The 19,084-nt window shown below is 64.1% G+C and carries 16 protein-coding genes and 3 pseudogenes; 7 read left to right on the top strand and 12 right to left on the bottom strand.

Annotated features, from left to right (window positions below):
* The first annotated feature begins 149 nt into the window (after positions 1-149).
* Both QTI66_RS33065 and QTI66_RS33060 read left to right on the top strand, forming a co-directional pair.
* A complete protein-coding gene (locus tag QTI66_RS33065; protein ID WP_286564612.1) occupies positions 150-539 on the top strand; it encodes a hypothetical protein in 390 nt (129 codons plus the stop codon).
* 349 nt (positions 540-888) lie between these two features.
* Positions 889-2,265 carry a DUF5666 domain-containing protein gene (locus tag QTI66_RS33060; protein ID WP_286564611.1) on the top strand — a complete coding sequence of 459 codons (1,377 nt, stop codon included), beginning with the start codon at positions 889-891 and terminating at the stop codon, positions 2,263-2,265.
* Positions 2,266-2,689: 424 nt separating this feature from the next.
* On the opposite strand, the gene QTI66_RS33055 is transcribed toward QTI66_RS33060, so the two are convergent.
* Positions 2,690-3,499, bottom strand: a complete 810-nt coding sequence (locus QTI66_RS33055; RefSeq protein ID WP_286564610.1) for a DUF6502 family protein — start codon at positions 3,497-3,499, stop codon at positions 2,690-2,692.
* Between the two features lie 1,377 nt (positions 3,500-4,876).
* Here QTI66_RS33055 and QTI66_RS33050 point away from each other — a divergent pair.
* The 3 genes from QTI66_RS33050 to QTI66_RS33040 all read left to right on the top strand — a co-directional run bounded on the left by QTI66_RS33050 (position 4,877) and on the right by QTI66_RS33040 (position 8,180).
* Positions 4,877-5,221: a hypothetical protein gene (locus QTI66_RS33050; RefSeq protein ID WP_286564609.1), complete on the top strand. Its 345-nt coding sequence runs from the start codon at positions 4,877-4,879 to the stop codon at positions 5,219-5,221.
* Between the two features lie 1,138 nt (positions 5,222-6,359).
* Positions 6,360-7,067: a hypothetical protein gene (locus QTI66_RS33045; protein ID WP_286564608.1), complete on the top strand. Its 708-nt coding sequence runs from the start codon at positions 6,360-6,362 to the stop codon at positions 7,065-7,067.
* Positions 7,068-8,180 (top strand): acyltransferase family protein, encoded by a 1,113-nt coding sequence (locus tag QTI66_RS33040; protein WP_286564607.1) that lies wholly within the window; start codon positions 7,068-7,070, stop codon positions 8,178-8,180.
* A 73-nt stretch (positions 8,181-8,253) separates the two neighbouring features.
* On the opposite strand, the gene QTI66_RS39715 is transcribed toward QTI66_RS33040, so the two are convergent.
* The 11 genes and pseudogenes from QTI66_RS39715 to QTI66_RS32990 form a co-directional block, all read right to left on the bottom strand.
* Positions 8,254-8,325 (bottom strand): DUF3606 domain-containing protein, encoded by a 72-nt coding sequence (locus QTI66_RS39715; RefSeq protein WP_353506257.1) that lies wholly within the window; start codon positions 8,323-8,325, stop codon positions 8,254-8,256.
* Between the two features lie 141 nt (positions 8,326-8,466).
* Entirely contained in the window at positions 8,467-8,697 is a 231-nt protein-coding gene (locus QTI66_RS33035; RefSeq protein ID WP_286564606.1) for a hypothetical protein, read from the bottom strand.
* Between the two features lie 12 nt (positions 8,698-8,709).
* A pseudogene (locus tag QTI66_RS33030) lies at positions 8,710-9,129 on the bottom strand (ATP-binding protein); the annotation flags it as partial.
* 62 nt (positions 9,130-9,191) lie between these two features.
* A pseudogene (gene istA / locus QTI66_RS33025) lies at positions 9,192-9,911 on the bottom strand (IS21 family transposase); the annotation flags it as partial.
* Positions 9,912-10,598: 687 nt separating this feature from the next.
* Positions 10,599-10,724: a hypothetical protein gene (locus QTI66_RS33020; protein ID WP_286564605.1), complete on the bottom strand. Its 126-nt coding sequence runs from the start codon at positions 10,722-10,724 to the stop codon at positions 10,599-10,601.
* A gap of 343 nt (positions 10,725-11,067) precedes the next feature.
* Positions 11,068-11,955, bottom strand: a complete 888-nt coding sequence (locus QTI66_RS33015; protein WP_286564604.1) for an NAD(P)H-hydrate dehydratase — start codon at positions 11,953-11,955, stop codon at positions 11,068-11,070.
* Between the two features lie 9 nt (positions 11,956-11,964).
* Positions 11,965-12,732, bottom strand: coding sequence for a histidine phosphatase family protein (locus tag QTI66_RS33010; protein ID WP_286564651.1), 768 nt, complete (start codon positions 12,730-12,732; stop codon positions 11,965-11,967).
* 392 nt (positions 12,733-13,124) lie between these two features.
* Positions 13,125-13,909, bottom strand: a pseudogene (locus QTI66_RS33005) (transposase); the annotation flags it as partial.
* 308 nt (positions 13,910-14,217) lie between these two features.
* Positions 14,218-15,117: an FkbM family methyltransferase gene (locus tag QTI66_RS33000; protein ID WP_286564603.1), complete on the bottom strand. Its 900-nt coding sequence runs from the start codon at positions 15,115-15,117 to the stop codon at positions 14,218-14,220.
* Positions 15,118-15,189: 72 nt separating this feature from the next.
* Entirely contained in the window at positions 15,190-16,518 is a 1,329-nt protein-coding gene (locus QTI66_RS32995; protein ID WP_286564602.1) for a hypothetical protein, read from the bottom strand.
* A gap of 919 nt (positions 16,519-17,437) precedes the next feature.
* Positions 17,438-17,632 (bottom strand): hypothetical protein, encoded by a 195-nt coding sequence (locus tag QTI66_RS32990; protein WP_286564601.1) that lies wholly within the window; start codon positions 17,630-17,632, stop codon positions 17,438-17,440.
* A 459-nt stretch (positions 17,633-18,091) separates the two neighbouring features.
* On the opposite strand from QTI66_RS32990, the gene QTI66_RS32985 reads away from it, so the two are divergent.
* Together QTI66_RS32985 and QTI66_RS32980 are read left to right on the top strand one after the other, a co-directional pair.
* A complete protein-coding gene (locus tag QTI66_RS32985; protein ID WP_286564600.1) occupies positions 18,092-18,241 on the top strand; it encodes a hypothetical protein in 150 nt (49 codons plus the stop codon).
* 216 nt (positions 18,242-18,457) lie between these two features.
* Positions 18,458-18,610: a hypothetical protein gene (locus QTI66_RS32980; RefSeq protein ID WP_286564599.1), complete on the top strand. Its 153-nt coding sequence runs from the start codon at positions 18,458-18,460 to the stop codon at positions 18,608-18,610.
* Positions 18,611-19,084: the final 474 nt, after the last annotated feature.

Raw genomic sequence — 19,084 nt, 5'->3', positions numbered from 1 at the left:
TACGTGATCTGCACCTCCGGCTCCGCAGGCAAACCAAGGCCGTGCCGTGCCCCACCGCGCGGTCGTGAACTTCCTGCTGTCGATGCAGCGCAAGCCCGGACTGTGCGCACAGGACGTGCTGCTGGCCCACGCAGAGCTTCGACGTCGCGGTGCTCGAGCTGCTGCCGCACCCCGACGCGCACAACAGCTTCTTCGACCTGGGTGGCGATTCGCTCAAGACCGGACGCACCGCCATCCTGTTCGAACGCGAATGGGGCGTTTGCGTGGCGCGCGGACGGTTGCTGTATGAAACATTGTCTGAACTGGTCAATGGAATCGAGCGTGACCGGAAGCACGCACAACCGATTCAAGGGCATGCCGTCCCCGAAACGCGGCGCAGCCTGGGTGAAATCGGCTGGACAAGTGGCGTCGGTGAACAACCAGGAGACATATGGCAGCCGGACGCCGCAATGAAGGAAGACGACGTCAACATCTGGGGCGACGGCAGCACCGGCGAGTCTTCCGACGCGACTGCGCCGATGGGCAGCAGTGGTGCGTGAGTCTGGACCGGGCTGGAAGAAAAGTTGATGCCTGATGTACAGCGCGACGGTCGCATCGGACAAGGCGAAGACTTCATGCCGGCGAACGACTTGCCGGGGATGGTTCGCTCTTCGCTGACAACAACATGGCCCGGAATGCGGCGGTGTCCATCCACCCGCTTCTCGAACTGCCAATCTTCGCGTAGGTGTTGCCCTCCCGAATCTGCGAGGAAGCCCTGCAAAATGAGAAGCGCAACCACTCACGCAACAGGCGCAACGGGTCGTATCGATTTGCCTTTCAACTTACACCGGAGAACAAGCCGCACGCCTCTATGGCCAACACGTGCGTTTGACGCTGACAATTGACGCAATGAAAAAACTCGTGCCTCGTGCCCTGCTCGCTTTGTCCTTGAGCTTGGTCCTGTCCTGCGGAGGCGGAGGTGGGGGCGGCCGAAACGGTGGCACAGCATTGACCGGATCAAACGGCCCCGTCGTTGCGCCGACTTCGGATACCACTTCGCAGATCGAATTCGGCTTCAAGGCCGTACTCAGCTCGGGCGGCGCAGCGAACGACTCGAGTGGCGGCCCTGGAGGAACCAGCACGGCTTCCGCCGGAGACAGTTCAGGCATCGGGTCCGGCGGCACTGGCGCCACGGCGTCCGGGGGCGACAATTCAGGCGTTGGGTCGGGCGGCACAGGGGCCACGGCATCGGCAGGCGACAGCGGCGACGCGGGCGTTGGTGGCGTCGACGGTGTGGGCAGCATCATCATCAACGACGTCCGCTATGACACCAGCACCGCGATCTTGAAACTGAGGGATGCCCCGTCCTTGCAGCTTGGGATGACGGCAAAGGTGATTGGGCCGACGAATGCGGACTTCACCGAGGGCGTGGCGACCCAGGTGGAATCGGCGGCTGATCTACGCGGCGCCATCACCTCCAGCGACCTGGCTGCCGGCACCTTTGTGGTCCTCGGGATCAACGTGATCACCGACAGCGGCACAGTGTGGGGCAACCTCTCGGCGCTGGAGCCAGGCGTCGCTGTGACGGTCTGGGGATTGCCTGCCGGCCCAGGCGCGCTACGTGCAACGCGAGTGGAGCACCACGCCCCCGAAACGCCGATCCTCTCGGGCACGGTGCAAAACGTGGCGCCTGGCACATTCATGCTCGGTGGATTGACCATCGACACCAGGGCAGCGAAAACCGAGGCGGGCGCTCTGACATCCGGTGTGAATGTGCGGGTTCGCGCCGACGCGCAGCCTTCGTCCGGGGTGTTGAAAGCCAGTTCGGTTGAGCTTTGGTACCCGTTGTCGCTCAACAATGGTGCGCGACGCCAGCTCGGCGGCGTGGTGACGGAATACGCCGGGGCGAGCTTCTTCCGCCTCCTTGGCATTCCAGTGGACGCTTCTTCAGCAAAAGTCTCGGGTGCGCCGTTGACCTCGCTTGCCAACGGTGTCGAGGTTGACGTTGCTGGGACTGTTTCCAATGGCATCCTGCTCGCGACCAAAATCAAGGTCAAGAAGACACCGGGCGGGGGCGGCAACAGCGACGCGTTCCAAGTGATGGGTCCCATCGGAGCATTCAAGTCCTCTTCGGATTTCAAGGTGAAGGGACAGGCCGTCAATGCAACCCACGCACAATTCATCAACGGGACGCAAGCGAACCTGCGCAACGGCACGAAGGTCACGATTACGGGCGATCGAATCGACAACGATGTCTTGAACGCAACGCGCGTCGCCTTCGATTGATGAGGCGTCGCCGATCCGGTATCGACCATAACGGGCGGCGCCGCTTTGACCGGCCTGCGCGGTCTGCGCGCAGGGTCGGACGACTCTTCGGCGAGGAGAATTGGTTTGCGGCGAAGCCGCTTGCGCCGCGCCCCCTCCAATTGCCTCGGTCACGCCGGGCGATCCGGTTCAGGTGCGCAGTTCGTTCGGCTGCTTCCGGCCCGAGGGCTGCAGTGCTCAACCCAGCAGTCAATTGCCCATGAATTCTGTGCCTTCGCAACCAGCCGAATGGAACAGCGGATAACTGTCGAAGGATCCCTGTGTCTTTTTTCGTGGCGACAAGTGCAGCGTTCGCGCTTCTTTCAATGCTGCGCGCACTTGCCGAAGCGTGGGACAGCTTCGTCATCCCCGGTACGGCCTTCTGTCTTGCGCAGCGGTTGTCTGGTCATGCTTTCTTTCGCGACGACCTGGAAGGTGTTGCCGGCGGCTCGCCGTTGTCCATTGCGGCGTCTTCGTAGTAGGTGTAGATGCCGACCCGGATGCGCCCCGAAACCGTCTTGTCCGCCGCCTCGCAGGCACGTCTCATCTCACGCGCCAGCTCGTCATGAAGCCCGTCCCAGCGTTGTCGCGCGAGCTGGTGAATTCGCTCGCATTCCTCGAGCGAGATGCCAGTTGCGAACACCGATCGCTCGAGCATGGGCGCTTTCCCGCCGATGGTGTTCGAAACGCTCGACAAGAGGTGATCGCGCGAGTTGTCGCCCAGAAAGGAGAGCATCCCTTTCAGGTCGCTCGCCGGCACGAACCCGGCCACTGCGAGTTCGGTGGTGCCTTCGTGTTCGGTCGCCATGTGGAGACGCACCAGTTCGTCGAGGATGGCCCGGTGGTGCACGTCGCCTCGGCTGGCGCGCCGCGCCACCGTCTCGAAGGACGGCACGGATGGTTGTTCGGACACGATGGGCAGCAAGCGGTGCGCCGGGTTGTCCGCGAACATCTGAAGCCACAAGGTCAAGGTCTTGGCCTCCGCCGACATCTCCGTCTTGGGCAATGAAGTCGCCGCTTCGCGCATCCGGGTCGTCACGGCCTTGCGGTTCAGCCCCGTGGTCACCGACAGCTGGCTGATGTTGGGTTGGCTGCCTTTGGCGGTCCACGCGCGACGCGCCTCATCGACCAGGATGTCACGGAGCAGTTCCTCCAGATGGGCATGCTTGACGCCAAAGGCAAGGGCGAGTCGAACCAGCGGGCGTAGCACCCGCATGCAAGCTTCGAGGACCCACGCCAACTGCCCGTCCCTCCTTTCCAACAGGCGACTTCCGAGCGGATCCCGGGCTCGATCATGCTTGCCGTTTTTTGATCCAGTGTGTGTCGGGGCCATGAAGTCTGTTGGCGAACTGAGGCTTGGGCCGGCTTGGCGCGGTTGCGCGGGAGGTCCGGAATCCACAAGCTGCGTCGATGGTTCGTGATCGAATCATGAACGACTTCTTAACGACGCCACCGCATCTTGAGCAATTATCGTCAGACCTTTTCAACGCATGTTGCACCCACGCATTAACCATGGGTTGCCAGCGGGGCGTCGGCATAGCCTCTCTTCAAGGCTCGTCGAACGGACGACGGTACAAGCACCCGTCGGCAACTTGCTCAGCGAGCTCCGTCGCGTGGACGAGCGCATGTTTGCGATGACGTGCGAGGCTTCGCTCGCGCGCCGGTTGATGTGCCAGAGCGACATCGGCGCAACCACCGCCACGGCACTACTGGCCGGCATCGGCTTGAGCACGAATTCAGGTGCGAACGCGGAGCCTGGCCAGCCTGCGAAACCGCTTCGTCGCGGGCTCGAACGCATGCGCGGACATGGCGCTCGCCAATTTCTGAACCCCAGCCTCAGTAGCCCCGCTTCTTTCCTCCCCTCCCCTCAATCGCGGTACCGCGCGAGCGCCGAACGATAGACTCGCGCCCAGGCTCGACACTGCAATCTTCGATACCGCAGCGCCGGGCGCGGCCGAACAGCATGGCTTCCCTGAGAGCGTGCGTGAGGACGTCGCGCGCCCTCGGCGCGTTGGGGCGGCCGAAGAGGCGGACCTGCAGCAGGCCGTGCCCTTGACCCTCCATTCAAAAGGCCGACGGTCTATCGCAATGGCGCTTTTGCAGCAGAAGCTCATTCTGAATCTTGTCTGGACGAGGCAACCTGCAAGCGCCGGCCACGCATGCGTAGCGCCTCGAAGCGTGGCGAATACCACTTGTTACCCTCCCGCAGCGACATCAGCCTCCGTCTTACATCTCGGTGACTCCAAATGGTGGACAACTCCATCTGATGTGAAACGTTCCCATTTATTGTTCACCAAGGAGCTGCGATGGCAAGACCCGGCGTGCGGGCGCAAGCGCGGGTCCGTCGACGAACAAGGCTGTTTGATCCTCCCCTCCAAGGAGCCCGTTCCATGGCACACCGCAGTCGCGCTTCGCCGAATCGTCGCATGCGCCAGGCCGGGGTCAACGCGTTTCGGCATGCAGCGGGCAAAACTTGCATGCGCCGGGCGATGGCGGACGCACGGCCTGAGCAGGACGACGGACCATGGGCGTCGGGGCTCATTGTGGCGCCTTTGTTGAATGGCCCGGCGATCGCCGATGTGGGAGATCCTCGATGATCGCCGCCGCCATCAACCGTGACGAGCCCGAAGTCACGCCGCGCGCCGTCGCCTCCGCCAGTCCCGTCGACCAATCAACGCTGAAATTGGTCGCTCTTTACGCCGAACTCGGCAGTGCATGCCAAACCTTCACCACGGGTTCCGCGTGCTGCTGCAAATGTTGCTCACGCCAGTTGCTGCCGTTCCATGTGTCCACCAAGGACGACGCGAAGCGCTTTCCCGTGCGCGAGACGGTCTTGTCCGGGCACTCGATACGGGTTCGGGCGTCGGGAATGGACCCGGCCCTCGCGGTGGTGATCAGCTTGCTCGCGATGGTCACCGCATCCCATCCGGTTCCGTAAGTTCCCACCCTCGCTGTCATTGTCATGACGAAGTTCTGCGAGTCCTGCCACACCGCGAACCGGGACCGCGCCAAGTATTGCCGAGGATGCGCAGGCAAGTTCAGCGGAATTCGCACGCCCGCGAATGTTCCGGCAGGGCCCTCGAATGATGGATGGACCACCAGAGTCGCAAAAGCCCCCAAGGTCACGCCCCCCGTGCCGATGACGGTGCCCGCCCGAATGCAAGCGGCGGTGACAGGGGATCGGTGGGCTTCGCCCACCATCAAACGCGAGATCACGAGCAAGCCACCTCGTCCCGGCGGCCTCGATGTGCCTGTCACGTTGTTGATGATGGTCATCGTGCTGTTGAGCGCGGCGTTCGTATTTTGGTACTGGAATCGCATAGTGGCGCGTGCAGTTCCCAAAGCGGCGGCGATCCGTTGGCAACAGTCCGAGTTGTCGGCCGGGTCGCTTCCAAAACTGCTGACGGATTCGTTGCCGGCCGCGCCAGTCGCGGTCGCAACGATGGCCGAACATAACGTCAAGCCGGCGCCCTCGTTGGAGGAGGCGCAGCCTGAAACGCATCACGTGGCGGTAGCGCCGGAAGAACCGCAGGCAGCAGCATCGAAACCACTAGCGTCCGAAGCACAGGACCGATTTGATTCAGTGGCTGCGGCGTCACGAACATCGGAGGCACGGGCTCCCCAGACCCCGTCGCCGCAATCGCTGGCTGAACCTCAGCGCGCGCGCGCCGGTCCGCTGCAGCGCGACAGGATGACAAGAACTGAAAGAGCGCGGCGCACAATTGTAGTCGCCCACGCCAAGTCGACCGTCATTGACCACCGTCGCCCACTGCGCAACGAACAGGCGGACCTCGGTAGTACTGCACCGCTTGCGAGTCCGACCGCGCCGGTTCAAAGCAGCATACCTCGTGAGACGGCCAGCATGACACGTTGCGATCGGTACAACCCCTTCGGCGAAGCCATCTGTATCAGCGCGCCGGTGCCCGGGGCTCACGTGTCGAATCCGGCTACCACATCCATCTCGGGCATACCGTTGGGTCAGACAGCGACGGGAATTGCGGCTTCCAAAGGAACGAGCCCGACTGGCGGCTTCGAGAAAGCCGCGGTTCGGGGCGGCGGCAGCCCCAATGCCGGCAATGCATACGGTGGTGGTGATGCCGGGATTGGTAGTGCAGCGACCAGCGCTGGAATCGGCCCCCCTGGAGGCGGAATGGGCGGGGGACCCGGCGGCGGCGGTAGTGCTGCCGCCAGCGCTGCCGCCAGCGCTGGTGGTGGTACCGGTGGCGGCGGTGGCGGCGGCGGACCCGGTGGCGGCGGTCCCGGTGGCGGTGGCGGCGGACCCGGTGGCGGTGGTGGCGGTCCCGGTGGTGGTGGCGGCGGTCCCGGTGGTGGTGGCGGCGGACCCGGTGGCGGTGGTGGCGGACCCGGTGGCGGTGGTGGCGGACCCGGTGGTGGCGGCGGCGGACCCGGTGGTGGCGGCGGCGGACCCGGTGGCGGCGGCGGTCCCGGTGGTGGCGGCGGCGGACCCGGTGGTGGCGGCGGCGGACCCGGTGGCGGCGGCGGTCCCGGTGGTGGCGGCGGCGGTCCCGGTGGTGGCGGCGGCGGACCCGGTGGCGGCGGCGGTCCCGGTGGCGGCGGCGGTCCCGGTGGCGGTGGCGGCGGACCCGGTGGCGGCGGTGGCGGACCCGGTGGTGGCGGCGGTCCCGGTGGTGGCGGTCCCGGTGGTGGCGGCGGCGGACCCGGCGGCGGTAGCCGCTGACATGAAGCGCCCGCTGGCGAGTTCTGCCGGTAGCGCCATCTGGCCGTCCAGGGGCTTGGGCTTCGGTGTCCCTGCACAAAGCTGAATGACCCGACTTCCGGAACTGACAGGCCTGCGCTGCGTCGCCATATTGATGGTGGTGTTGTCGCACGCCGGCGGCACCCTGGTCGGCGGTTACCAGGGCTGGCTTTCCCCTGTGCGGCCGCTGGCGGGCGTGGGTGTGCAGATCTTCTTTGTGTTGAGTGGCTTCCTGATCACTGGCATCCTGCGAGCCGAATATGAAGCCACGGGGCGGCTGGGGCTGTACGCCTTCTACAGGCGCCGCGTCCTGCGCATCTGGCCAGCATCCTATGCCTTCCTGCTGGTACTCGCGCTCCTGACTTGGGCCGGACAGCTCGACATCGGCTGGCAACAGTTCACTTACGCCGCCTTGCAGGTCTGGAACTACGGCGCTGCGCTGAACGGCCTCTTCCCCCCCGCCGTCCCACGCCTGCAAGGCGAGTGGTTTCTGGGCCATTTCTGGAGCCTGGCCCTGGAAGAGCAGTTCTACTGGATCTGGCCACCGATGCTGGTGCTGTTCCTGCGCACCGGGCGCAAGGCCTGGCTGCCACTGCTGATCCTTTGCATTCCGTTGTTGCGCATCGCCACGTACTTTCTGGCCCCGCGCCTGCGCGGCCAACTGGGCATGATGCTGCACACCGGGCTTGACACCATCCTGATTGGCTGTTGGTGTGCCCTGCGGCGCGACGAGATCGCGGCACGGATCCGGTCCTGGAAGCATGGCAGCCTCTGGCTGACGCTCGCTTTCGTGGCGCTGGTGGGTGTCATCCCGCAGTTGGGGCTGCGCCTCGGCGGCTTCTGGACCTCGACCTATGGCGTTACCGTGGCCGCCGCGCTCGCGGGCCTCCTTGTCGTAGCGCTCGCGACGCGCAAGGACTTCTGGCTTTCGCGCCTGTTGCGCATACGGGCTTTCGTCTTCGTGGGCTCCATTTCCTACAGCCTGTACCTCTGGCAGCAACTGTTCCTGTACGGCGCGTCGCCGGTGGGCTGGGGCTTTCCGTACAACATTCTTCAGGCCGTCGGCGCAGCCTGCCTGAGTTACTGGTTCATCGAACTGCCTTTCACGCGCATGAGGGACCGGCCCCTGGTCGCGCAGACGCCGTTGTCGCCCGCTGTCAAGGCCGAGGCCGCCCGGTAACGGGCAGGCGGATCGCGGTCCTTGGCAGCCATGTCGACGACCGCGATCGCGGGCCATTTTCCGGACAGGTGCTTTAGAGGACGGCATCGGCCGCGTGGCCCGCGGCTTGCACGGCAGCGCGCAGTTGCTCAGGCGTGCAACCCAAGCTCCTGCACCAGTTGTTGGCGACGGTATAGATCCGCTGCTATACGCCGGTGAGGGCGCGGTTTTGTTGCCCCAGTTTGATGTGAAGAAGAGCAGATGGCCCCGCAGGGGCATCTGCTCTTTGGGCGACGCCGCTGCGCAGTCAGAACGGCGAGTCGGGATCGAGTTTGGCTGGGGCGCGATCGGGCACGAGTTGATCACGCCAGGCGCGTTGGATTTCGGGGCCGTAGGCGAGCCAGAGCTGCTCACGCATCAGTTCGAGGCACTCGAAGATGGCGAGGGCCTGCTTGGGCGACCAGTGCGACGGCAGCGCGAACGCAGCATTCTCTCGGGGCGTGCGCTTGCGCCGCTGCGGTTTCATCGAGGCAGCCATGGCCTGGGGGCGTCACGCACGCGGCTGGCGCGTGGACGCTGGCTTCGAGCGTGCCGTGGCGCTGCGGGCAGTCGCGCGTTGCGTGGCGCGTTCTTCCGCTTCTTTCTGGCGGTACGAGTCGCCCTCGATGCGCACGACCTCGGCGCGGTGCATCAGCCGGTCGACCAGGGAGACCACGCAGGCGGCGTTGGGGAAGACCTCGCCCCAGTCGGCGAATCGGCGATTCGTTGTCACGATGGTGCTCTTGTGCAGGTAGCGTCGGCTGACCAGCTCGAAGAGCATGTCGGCATGGCGATTGGAGTACGAGAGATACCCCACTTCGTCCACCAGAAGTAGATCCGGGGCGGCGTAGTGTTGCAACCGGCGGCGCAGGGCCGAGTCGCTGTCCAGCGCGGCGAGCTCGCTGAGCATCTGCCCGGCGGTGGTGAACAGCGCGCCTGGGCGTTCAGGTCGGCCACATCGGTGAACTCGCGCCCGGCGAAGAAGGATTTACTAATGAAATCGATTTGCCTTTCAACCCGTCCCTTCTGATTTCCTCGTGCGACCGCCACGGGACGAGGCTCGAAGCGGTAGTGTTTGGCGAAGGCCAGAAATTCCGGATTGAAGCGGATCGCATCGCCCACGCGCTCGAGCACGACGCTTTTAAGATTGTCATAGAGGATCGTTCTGACGGTCCCGCCAAACGCGTCAAACGCCTCGACGTGGCCACGCAGGAAGCTGTCCATCTGGGCATTGAGGCAGAAGCGCAGGAAGACGCGCCGCGAGTAGCTCAGCACCGTCACGAAGCCCATGAGCGGGCGCCGCGCACGGCCGATCTGCAGGTGATCGAAGTGGGCCCAGTCACATTGCATTTGTTCGCCTGGCAACGTGCGAAGGCGCAGGTAGGCCTCGGCCGGTGGCCGGGGCCGCATCGTGCTCACCAGGTAACGGAAGTGGCTGGCTTGCCCCGCATAGCCGCGCTCGCACACCATGTCATGCAACCGGCTGGCCGTCAGCGTCGGGTACTTCTCCAGCGTCTCGAGGATGAACGCTCGGTAGGTATCGATCAGGCTTGGGCGCAGCGGCACGCCCGGCGGGACCACGGCGCGTGCACGCAGCACACGGCGCACCGTGTCGCGGTGCACGTGCAACTGGCGCGCGATGGTTCCCACGCGCCAGTGCTCGACCGTGAACAGACGTTCGATGCGTGCAGCCAGATCAAGAGGGATGGTCATGAGAGCCGCGCGGTCGAACGCTGCTCGTGCGCAGGGAGCCCAAGCGCACATGCGGCCGCAACTGGTGCGCGCAGCGCCGGCATACCAGTGCGGCGAAGGGGACGACCGCGCCGGCGCTCACCCATGCAGCGTCGGGGATCGATGGCAATTCGGTCAGGACGCTGGACTCGAAGGCGCTGGGTGGCTCGCATGCCAGCAGTGGAGCATCGGCCCCCGCGTTCGGGCAACCCTGGTGCGTCACTTCTTTATCGATGACGTCGCCCGCGCTGTCCTGACGCAGCGAGCGTTGTCGTTGCCGCCAGCACGCAGTGCGCGCGGCATGCTTGAGGCGACCGCTGCGACTGCTCTGATAGCGCTCGGCAGTCTCGCGTCGCCGCTCACGCCGACTCAGGCTCGAGCACGCCCGGCTGCAATACTGCTGACCGCGGTTGCAGTGAGAACACAACAGCACCTGGTTGCGGCAACGCGCGCACAGGAACAGGCGGGCCACACGGTCCATGTCCATCCTCGGCAATCAGCCAAAGGTGCTGGACGGACTCGTCCCAGGGTGCAACACTGCTGCAGCACCACCTTCATCGGCACGGTGTAGGGCGCGGCGCGGTCTTCAAGCTTGCCGGCGTGAGGGAACGCTGCCGCACCCGCCTACTTCGGCATCGTCGACGTTGTACCGCGCCGTACCCGCGTGTGTCACGGGCGGCGCGTGCAGCCGCCGCCCCACGGGCTGGCATCGCCGCCCGGAATCAAGACCTCTTCACTGGCTTCATCTTCGCCTGCGTGGCCGCCCTCGGGCGGCCACGCAGGCGAGGACTTCATGCGCCGATCGATCGGCGGTCAACGAGCCGAAGCTCGGAACATGACCAGACTCAAAAACGCCACCTCGCCGTCAAATACACGCGGATCTGGATCGGCGTTCACAACAGTCGCGTACTTCGCAGTCCCCGGTCAGGCTGGTCAACTTGCAGCCTTGAGCGGTCTTTGAGGTGTCGTCACTCATCGGGCGTCTCCCTTGTTGACGACCAGAACATGGGCCGGGCACCGGCCCCCGCGTGGCGGGCGGCGCCCAGACCTGCGGGCGCGCTCCCGGATACTGCAAGGGGCCAGGCCTCGCCGGGCCCGCGCTTCCATCGATCGTGGATCCCGCGTGAGGTGTTGCAGCTCACCGATGAAGTGCGTGGAGCTGCTGCGGGAATTCGCCCGCCAGTTCGCGCGCCAGATAGCCGAGCGGCCCGTGGATCCTGGACAACGCAGCGCCGGCGCGCGCATGGGTCATCACGCCCCAAGCGCACGCCGCATGCGGTGGCAACCCCCGGGCCGACAAGCCGGCGATCAGCCCCGCCAACGTGTCGCCGGAGCCGGAGGTCGCCAAACCTGGCCGGCCTTGTTCAAATCGCCAGGCCTGGCCATCGGGCAACACGATGAAGGTCCTCCCGCCCTTGAGTGCGACACAGGCATTCCATTGCGCTGCGGCCTCGCGGGCAGCCGCAAGCGGCTCTGCGCAGATCGACTCCTTGTCGCGCCCGGTCAGAAACGCCATCTCGCCCGCATGAGGGGTCAGCACAACCGGCTGCGCGAAGGCCCCGTCGCGAGCGACCGACATGGCCAACGCATCCAGCACGACCGTGGCATGAGAAAAAAGCGGAAGGACGTTTCGCACCATCGCCACCGTGCGCCTTTCATCCTGCATGCCGGGCCCCAGGACGACGGCACTCACGTCCGGAGCGATTTCCGCCAGCGCGGATGCCCCGGTCGCCAGCAGGCCCCCACCACGCGACTGCGCAAGTGCAATCACCCGGGACTCGGGAATCGCCATGGCCAGGCCTTGCGCAATGGATGCGGGCGCGGCCATCGTGAGCTTGCCGGCGCCGGCGCGCAGCGCCGCTACGGCGGCCAGCACAGCCGCCCCGGGAATCTCATCGCTACCCGCCATGACCAGCACATGCCCGCGCACCTCCTTGTCGGCATCGTCGCCGGGCTGGGGCAAGGGCCAGCGGGCGAGTTGGGCGCGGGTCAACGCCCGGGCCGGTGCGAGGACGGCGTTCGCCATGCGGCAGGTTCAGGGTTTGGCCGCCGCCGGCTGGTCCTTGGCGGTGGTGACGGGCGTTGCAGCCTCGTACAGGGGCGCCAAAAAGTTGAGGAGGTCCAGCTGCAGCACCGCGTCGTCGTCGTGTCCGCGCTCTGCGCGGTAGGAGGTGATGGCGCAATTGGGCACGTCCCCTTGGCGGTCGATGTCCAGGATCGTTTTCTCGTCCATGTGTTCGAGCAAATAGCGCATGCAGTTGACGATGACCTGGTGCGCTACCACCAGCACTCGCCGGTCCGCATATTCGCGCGTGACCATCTCGAGCAGGCTGCGCAGCCGCAGGATGACATCGCACCAGCTCTCGCCGCCAGGCGGGCGAAAGTAGAACTTGCCGACATGCACGCGCTGGTCGTTCAGCTCGGGGTGCTTTTGCTGGATGCCCAGCTTGGTCAAGCGATCCAGGATGCCGAATTCCTTCTCGCGCAGGCGCTCGTCGATGCGCAGCCGTGCGACTGACCTTGCCATGCGGGCGCCTTCTGCAATCAAACGGGCAGTTTGCTGTGCGCGCTCGTAGGGGGAACACAGGATGACTTCGGGTTGCTGCTCCGCAGGGAGCTTGGCGAACCATTGCCCCAGCGCCTGCGACTGTTGCACGCCCAGGTCCGAGAGCGGCACGTCGATGTCGCGCCACGCCAATTCGATGACGGCGAGCCCGCCCGCCTCCGCCGCGTCACGCGCGACGTTGCCGGCGCTTTCGCCATGCCTGACGATCCACAAGTTTTGCGGCCAGCTGGAGTTCATGGCGTGCAATATAAAAGCGCTCGTTTCGAAAGGACGTAGGCGCGGATCGACAAGATGGCGTTTTGCACAAGGCAGACGCCAACCACGCATCGACGGCCCGGCCTTCCAGACCGACAGACCTTCCTGTCCACACGCACGCGCGCTCTTTCCCCATGAAGCGCGCGCACCGCGGCGCGCACACTCGCCGCTTCGCCGGGAAGCGGAGACGGCATTAAACCGGCATCGACCTCTCCCCACGCTGCGGCTGCCGACGCTCACCCGTCCTGGTGGCGCAAGCTGGGGCCGGGATCGATCACCGGCGCTGCGGATCCGAGCATCCACGCCCCGGAACCCCAGGTCCACCACCACCTGCCTGGGCTTGCTGCCCGTGTCCTCCGTCAGGATCGTCACCTGCTCCGTCCCATCCATTCGCGCAGGTTGTGCAGGGCGAGGGCCGAGGCATCGACGCCTTGGTCCATCTTGCGCTGGACCTCGCGCAGCACGATGCCCAGCACCGTGGGCTGGCGTTTGAGATCTTCTTCAAGCGCTTGAACTGCCTGGCATGGGCGTCGCCGCCGGCCTGCGACGCAGCGTCTTGCCCTCGCGTGCGAAGGTCTCCTTCAGCGCAATGCCGGCGCGCCGGGCGGCGCCAACGACCTTGTGGCGCGCGATCTCCAGCAGGCGCGAGTCCACCGGCTGGCGATGGCCTTCTCCTGCACGGTGGTGTCCACGATCAGGCGCTCGAACTCGGCTGGCCGGATCGCCTTACTCTTCACGGCGGTGTCGACGCCGGCCTCGCCCAAGGCCACACGGAAGCGCCCGATCTGGGTGGCGTCGCACGGCAAGCGAGGCTCATAGAAGGTCATGCCGCTGAAGGCTGCCACACGACGTTCTCGGCCCAACGCTCGACCAATTCCTCGTCGCTGAGCTGGGAGGCGTGCTTGAGGTACAGCAGGCTGGCCATCAGGCGCACGGCAAGACGCGGGCGCCCGGTCGCAGCGACACCGGTGGCGGCGATCTGCAAGGTCGAGCCGAACAAATCGTCTTGCTCAATGACACGGCCATCGCGCACACGACGCGCGAAGAACGGCGCGAGGCTGGCCTCGATCTGCGACCAGGGCAGGCGACTGGCCAACACCGCCAGCGGGTGGCGCAGGTCGATCATCTCGACCAGACGCTGGCGGAAGAAGTCAGGCATTTCGCGGGTTTCCGGTCAATCAAGCAAATCCCCCAGAAACCCATTCGATGTTCAACGCTTCCCGGGGGATTCGGTGCACCGCGATTGCCCAAGCAGCCCAGTGTTCATGCGGCTTTCGAGAGATTTGCAGGTCGGACTCCTTACCGACCTTCGTGATGTGAAGGGCTGAACCTGGCGAAAAAGCGCCACCTCCTGGATGGGCTGTTCAAATGCCGGCACTGCGGGCGCAAGAGCGCCCGGAGGCCAACGACGGCGCCCTGATCGTGGGAGCTTTTTTGGCCTTTGCGCGTACTCGCGAACGAATGGGCTCAGTGCTGCAAGTTCTTGCGCAGCACTCTCCAGCCATCCGATGCGCACTGACGCAGCATATTTTCAGGATCAATCGTCGCCACAAAACTCGGCGACTCCCAGGGCCTTGCACCTGTGACGCAGTTAAAGGGTGCGAGTGAAAGTCCCTTGACTGTCCATCCAAGCGAAAAGACCTCGTAGCCGGTCTCGCGCAGGAGCCGCACCACGCTGCTGTTTTTCCAGTCATGTTCTTCGAACACGACGTGACGGATTCTCCGGGATGTCAGCGCCTGCTCGGCCCCTTTCAGCACGTGGTACTCGAAGCCCTCGACATCGAGCTTGAGAACTTCAGCCGATTGTTCGCCGAGTACCTCGTCGAGGGTTTGAACACGCACCCTGATTTTGGGAACCGGGGATTTCACATCGCTCAGCATCGTTGCAATGCCGTCATTGCCATCGAAGCCCTCCGGGAGTGCCAACTCGCCCATGCCCGGCTCATCTCCCAGGGCGCTTTGGTATACCTCGACTTTGGCGGATGTACCTGTGAGTGTCGCTGCCGCTACGTTGGCACGCAGTATCTTGACAAGTTCAGGATGAGGCTCGAAGGAGAGAACCTTTCCTCCGGCGCCGGCCGCCATGGCAGCCAGCGTCGTCATGTAGCCGATATTGGCGCCCGCGTCGATCACCGTGGCTCCGGGCGTTATCAGCCGCGCCAGCACTTCCGATACCGAGATGTCGTACAAGCCGGTCATGACAATGTTGCGACCGATCGTCTTGGTCGGGTCGGCCGTGATCGTGGCTCCCCAGCTTGTGCGTAGCGGCTTGTAGCCGGACGTCGGCGGCACCAGCGAGGCGTATAGCCGCTGCCCGATCTGCACCGGGCGATGAACAAACCAGGGTTTCCACAATCTTGTTAGCACGAGGTTCCTTCAAATGAAACGAGAAGAAGCTCAACAAGCGGGCACCGCCAGCGCCCGGAGCTTCGCGCCAGATCATTTGAAGACCTTGACGGTTGGGTATCGGAGAACCAGCAGCCCGAAAGCCAAGTACACGCCAAAGAGCGCGTTAGCCGTCAACTGACCAATGAATGGCCAGCCCGCCGCTGCGACAGCGAGCCCAACCCAGACAAGAAGTGGAAAGACCTGATGACTGCGCGCCGCACGCTTCAAGGCGGCAAGAAGGCCGCCTACGACAACCGCAAACTTCAGGGCGAGATACAACCAGCCCAGCAGTCCGCCCTCCACGAGCGCGCGCCCGGATTCGGCCTCCGCAAGTACGAAAATTCGGCGTTGCCCTGACTGAACATATTGGGCCAGGTTTGAACCCATGCCAATTCCAATTCCGTGCCACGTCACATGCTCATAGGCGCCGCTCTCGCCAAAGATCACCGAGAGCATTCGCGCCACAAGGTCCTCATCCTCCGCGGCGGTCTGAAAGCGCTCCTGGGTTGCCTCGATTGCGCCGTGGAATACGGAGGCCAGTCCGACGACGACAGCCAATATGACCACAACCATCAGCAAGGCCGATCCCTTGCGGCGCACCGGCGCAAACAGCAAATTTGCGAACAGGTACACCATCAGCAATCCGCCGGAGAAAATAAACGCCGAGCGCGCACCGCTCACCACACAGCTGATGACAAGGCTCGCAAAAATTCCAAGCGCCACGATCCATTGGCGAAAATTTCGCTTTCTGGCCTCAAAAATGCCGATTGCGAACGGCGTGCACAGGGCCAGGAAGATCACAAAGCCCGCCGTGAAGCTGAATGTCCCGGTGGTGCGCACAATACCGGCAACAACCACGAATATGTCTTCCTCGTTGTCCTCGAGACCGGCATTGATGAATGAGCCCGGGGGCGAGAAATGCTGGACGACGGCGAGCGGAGTCATCAGCACCAGCGTAGCCAGCAGGACGCGCAATGAGACCTCGTAGTCCCGCTCGGTCATGACGGCCGCAATGATTACCGCGAACGCGATGTAAAGCAGCCAAAAGCGCACGCCGATGAAAAAAATCCCGAAATTGCTTTCACCCAGTACAAGCTGCAGAAGGCCCCATCCGAATACGCAACATGACCAGACCAACAGTATCGAGACGATATGTCGTTGGCGACGCATGACACTGGGTGCGAACCGGGCAATGGCATAGAGGGCCAAAAGATCCCGCAATAGCACCAACGGAATCGTGGCCGACCTGAATCCCCATTTGCGGATTGCGCCTTCGAACACCACAACGAGGAAAACCGCAATGAAAATACGGCCTGCCGTTGAAATTCGTGCGGTTCGGGCCGACGCCGCGGGTCGGGCAGAAAGGATGGTGTTTTGCATCAATTCCCCGGTCCCTCAACCGAACTTCCATTAGCGCATCGATCCAACTCAGGTCGTCGGCCACCGCGACGCGCGCCAGGCTGCAATGGGTGCACAGACCGGTTCTTCTTCGCACACAGAAGATGCAACCCACACAACCATGTGCCTGCGTCCATGAAAAGCCTTTCACGCTTTGTTGCGAATTGTCACATGGGTAAGTGTAGATGGAAAGTTGTACAGTCACGCAGTGTTACTCGATAGCGAGGCAAGGTGCCGCGCGGCCTGCTGGGCCGCATGTTTTCGCTTCGAGCACGACGCCACCGTTTCATCATCACCACGCGCGCCGCCCGCGGTCGTCACTTTGAGGGCCTTGTCCGTCAATCGTTCGGCATGCCCCGCCTGTCGCTGATGGCATGGTCGAAAACCGGGGGCGCAAGAAAACGTAGCGCGCATCCGTGGCCACCGACAAGAGCCGCTCAGCGGCGTCGCTGAATTCCTGCTGGCGCCTTGTCACTTCCTCGTCGGTCAAGGCCACCGAAGTCAAACCGTCGACCCGACACGGTCCACCCGCATCACGATGCCCGCCGGTTATCATCGTGCCACGGTAAAACTGCCTCGTGACCGGATCACGGAATATCCCGATGCCATTGGCATCCAGATCCCAGCACTCCAACCCGCCCTCGTCACCGTCATGCGGAGTCCTGCCGCCACCATGGACTTCAGTCATGGGCGTGGTCCTTAATCTTCATGTTTAGTGAGGCGCGGGCCCCGCAGCGCTGGTACCGCTTGCGGAGCCTGCGTCTTTGTAACCGCGATCAGGGCAGCAGGAACGTCGTGTTGATCGTTATGACCGGAACGGTCCGACCATTACGGTGTGTCTTGCCCGTCACGCCGGCCAGGGACCAAAACCGCCCGGCATCACAAGGCCGGGGAACCTGCCTCAGCGCTTCTGGGCGGGCTGCTGCTGGTTGCCTTGATCTGGTTGTTGACTGCCCGGGTCTTGCTGTTGCTGGCCTGGATTGCTCGGGCTTCCTTGTCCCGGCTGTTGCTTTCCCGGATCCTGCTGCTGCTGGTCGGGCTTGCTCGGTTGATTGCCGGGCTGATTGGGATTCGTCTGACCTGGTTGATTTGCCATGGGAACGCCTCTTGAAAGTCACTCGGAGCAACGCGCTCCATTGATCAGACTAGCAACCCGCGCGATGCACAACCGTAGTCGCACCACCAGTCGGGGTGTAGGACAACTTTTTCGCCAGCACACGGAGAGAACTTGGTTGCCCCGAGACCGACGGAACTGGCTCGCCGCCGTCCTGGCATTGAGGATGCTGCGCAGTCGTCAAACGAGCCGAGCAAGCGGCTGACGCGCGTCTCCCCTTTCACCTCGTTCACGCGCACCTCGCCGAATGTGGCAAAGAAACGACCAGACCTTCATTCGCGGCATCCGCGCGAATTTGCTGCCACCCGCCCTAGAGCCTCCTCGTTGCTCCCGACGCGACGCAAGACGTGTCGGCGCGCCGAAAAGCGTTGGCGACTTCTTGCTACCGAATCACCCAGTTGGCCAACAGCGGAGGGCCATCGAGGCCCGGTCCATGCCGCCATGGTCGACAACCTCGACCAGAACATCGGCCGCCTCATCCAGCACCTGAAGGACAACGGCGCCGAAGACTCGGACACGCAACGTCGACAACAGCCTGGCCAATATCGGCCGGCCCTTGTCCAACGTGGGTTATGGGGAGCGCTGGGCTGAGGTCAGCGCCACGCCCTTTCGCCTGTGGAAGGGCATGACCACCGAGGGCGGCGTGAGTTCACCGGCGATCGTCCGCATGCCACATCAAGGCGCCGCGCGCGACCAGTTTGCGGACCTGACCCGCATCAGCGACCGCTGCCGACCTTCCTGGACGCGGCCGGCATCGCCAACCCGGGCGCAAGCTACAACGGCCATCCGGTCCCTCTGATCACTGGTGTGTCGCAATGGGCGCGACTGAATGGAGGCTCCACCAGCGCACGCGACGAGACTGCCGTCGTTGCCGACGAACTGTTCGGAGGCCGCTACGTCATCCGCGGTCACTGGAAAGCGGTCACGATCACGGCGCCCTTCGGCGACAACACCTGGTAGCTCCATGACCTGCGCACCGACCGCGGCGAGAGCGAGGACGTCGGAGCAAGCAACCCTGAAGTACTCGCCTCGATGACACAGGCCTATGAGGACTACGCGCGACAAACAGGCGCAGTGTACCTGCCGTTTCCGCTGCCACGAAGGGCTATGCCATGACGCAAGTTATCGAGTTCTGGGAGAGGCACCAACGGCTTCGGATCAAGGGACCCGGAATGACGGCAACCTGGATTCCAGCTTACCCATTCGCTGAAAGCCGGGTTCAGACTGGTTGCGGCTGTTCGAGTTTTCAAACTGGGCGGCGGCAGCGGCTGAAAGCTGACGCAGGCCCCATGGCCCGCTGCGCGACTGCTGTACCCCGAAACCTGATAAACATCTAGCCCACGAGGTCGGCCTCCGTTCACGGGGCTATCGTTTGGATTCCAGTTCAACCGATGGTCCACATTGAAGGAGGCCGACATGAAACTGTACGCGGGG

Source organism: Variovorax brevis (assembly GCF_030317105.1).
GTDB lineage: Bacteria > Pseudomonadota > Gammaproteobacteria > Burkholderiales > Burkholderiaceae_C > Variovorax > Variovorax brevis.
This window is presented reverse-complemented; position numbering and strand designations above follow the sequence as displayed.